Source organism: Brachyspira catarrhinii (assembly GCF_005518285.1).
In the GTDB taxonomy this organism is placed as follows: domain Bacteria; phylum Spirochaetota; class Brachyspiria; order Brachyspirales; family Brachyspiraceae; genus Brachyspira; species Brachyspira catarrhinii.
Genome location: NZ_SJDU01000419.1, coordinates 1 through 1,830, shown reverse-complemented (window position 1 = coordinate 1,830; position 1,830 = coordinate 1). Strand labels below are relative to the sequence as shown.

At 33.0% G+C, this 1,830-nt stretch carries 2 protein-coding genes; both read right to left on the bottom strand.

Annotated features, from left to right (window positions below; all coding sequences use genetic code 11):
- Positions 1-82: 82 nt before the first annotated feature.
- Positions 83-1,258, bottom strand: coding sequence for an MFS transporter (locus EZH24_RS11110; RefSeq protein WP_137999174.1), 1,176 nt, complete (start codon positions 1,256-1,258; stop codon positions 83-85).
- Positions 1,259-1,295: 37 nt separating this feature from the next.
- Positions 1,296-1,829, bottom strand: coding sequence for a flavodoxin (locus tag EZH24_RS11105; protein WP_137999173.1), 534 nt, complete (start codon positions 1,827-1,829; stop codon positions 1,296-1,298).
- Position 1,830: the final 1 nt, after the last annotated feature.

Genomic DNA, 1,830 nt, shown 5'->3' with positions numbered 1-1,830 from the left:
CCCGTTAAAAATATTAGGCTTGTTAAAAATATTATTATTCTTTTTGTCATTTGTTCTCTCCATTTATTTATTTTTTATTTTTTTATTTTTTAATTATATTAAAGTAAATATTAAAAATGAAAGCTATAAAAACTAACATTCCGTATCCAATAAATATTTGTATAATACTAAAATTATGGGCTATTCTCCCAACTATCAAATTTGGAATTCCAGCCGCAGAATATGAAATAATATACACTGACGATAAAACGCCCGTTCTTTCCTCTTTAGAAATTTTATCTATTATATCGGATATGGATTTTGTAAAGGCTATTCCCCAAAATACGCTTTCAAATATACAGCCGATTAAAAACAATATCAAAATCCCTTTCCAAAGAGCTAATATTGAAATTATTACGCTTATCAAAAATCCCGTAATTCCCGCATAATTTGAAATTGCGCTTCCAAATTTTCCCGCTATAAACCCTCCTAAAATATTTGGCAAGAATAAAGACAAAAATATTAAAGAAGCGATTAAAACATTTGAAGAATGAAAATAATCAAAAGCCATAGAGGAAGAAAAAGCTTGATAAAAACCGCCGATAGCCCAAGAACTTACAAATACGGTTATAGCCGAAGGAAAAATATTTCTAACATTTTTTGGAATATATATTTCGGGTTTTAAATATCTTAAAAAGAATTTAGATTTAATTACCGTTTCTTTTCCTAAAAATATTAAAACTCCGCAAACAATCAATACAAATATAATTATTTCAAAAATCAGATAATAATTTTCATATCCAGCTATTATTCCCGAGCCTATAGAACCCAACGAAAGCCCTACCATAGGAGCGCCGCTTACGGAAGCCGATGCAAGCCATTGTATTTTAGCCGTATCAAATATATAAGAAGATACCGAACTTGAAACCATACCGCAAGACAGTCCTTGTATAAATCGTCCTATAGTTAATTGAAATCCGTTGTTTAATTTGATAAAAATCAAACATCCAAAAGCGGTTAATATTAATATGGCGAAAATTACGGGGCGCATCCCCAAATAATTTGAAATTTTTGAAAAGACTAAAAGCCCCGTAATCGCGCCTAAAAAATATACCGCCGCGGTTAACGAAAGAAAACCGTTCGATAAGCCTATACTTTCGGCGTAAATCTTAAAAAGAGGAATAGGAGAAGATGACGCCGCATAAACTGACGCTAAAGTCAATACTCCGCCGATAAATCCCACCGTCATTTTATAATCTCTGTTTCCCAAATTTTCCATTTTGTAACCCTTATTTAATATAATTTAGTGAAATTATTTACCGAATTCCTATTCTTCTAATCCAATTTCTAACATCGTTTTCCGCGTTTCTAACCGAACTTCCTCTAACATCCAAACCTTCCGTTATAGTCGAATTAGGACATACCGCTCTTATATCTTCCACGCTTCTTCCCATTCTCGCTCCAGCATGCGTGCATAAAGGAGCTATAGTTTTACCCGAAAAATCGTTATTTTGTAAAAAGCCTTTGACTATTTGAGGAATAGTTCCCCACCAATTAGGATAAATCAATATTATAGCCTCGTAAGAAGATAAATTATTTACTTGATTTCTCATTGGAGGAATGTAATCATTATTTAATTCTTCTCTTGCCTGCCTGCTTGCCGCGCTATGTTCGTTTGGATACGGTTCAACGGGGACAATTTCAAATATATCGCCTCCCGTTATATTTTGCGCATAGCCCGCTAATGTTCTCGAATTTCCGCTCCAAGAGTAATAAACAACTAAAGTTTTACTCGTTTGAGCGTTTAGAAATGCGCCCGTTAAAAATATTAGGCTTGTTAAAAATATTATT

Excerpts from the sequence above, each read along its gene's own strand:
- EZH24_RS11110 (WP_137999174.1), bottom strand. The coding sequence starts at position 1,258 with ATGGAAAATTTGGGAAACAGAGATTATAAAATGACGGTGGGATTTATC.